Source organism: Escherichia sp. MOD1-EC7003 (genome assembly GCF_002965065.1).
In the GTDB taxonomy this organism is placed as follows: Bacteria; Pseudomonadota; Gammaproteobacteria; order Enterobacterales; family Enterobacteriaceae; genus Escherichia.
On record NZ_PTRE01000103.1, the window covers coordinates 1 to 392 of the forward strand.

1 protein-coding gene is annotated in these 392 nt (G+C 42.9%); it reads right to left on the reverse strand.

Features of this window, described 5'->3' with window-relative positions:
• The coding region (locus A7090_RS17950) for an ISAs1 family transposase (RefSeq protein ID WP_123056968.1) at window positions 1-392 on the reverse strand (392 nt) is incomplete at both ends.

The following is a 392-nucleotide window of genomic DNA, read 5'->3' on the forward strand; positions in this document are numbered from 1 at the left end:
CCTTTAATATCCAACATGTTAAGAAGTTCAGGAATAGCTGTAATCTCATTGGATTTCTCATCTGTCTTGATCTGCCCGAGGACCAGACTGTGCATTGTCGAGAACGCACTAATAACATGAATTGCTCCCCTGCGGCGGCTCTTGTCATAAGAGTGCCGGAGTGTTTTTCCATCAATTGCGATGACATCTTTATCATCTGAAGAATGGCAGTCACGCATCCAGTTAATAAAGCACTCGTGAAATTTTGCAGGACTGATACAGGATACAACTCGGGCAATGGTATCGTGAACAGGAATACCATTTTCAAAATCACCATATTGCTTCAAAAAATCGAGATGTGTTTCCCCAAAATCCTCTATATCTTCCCAGCCTTCTGCACCAGAAATGACGGC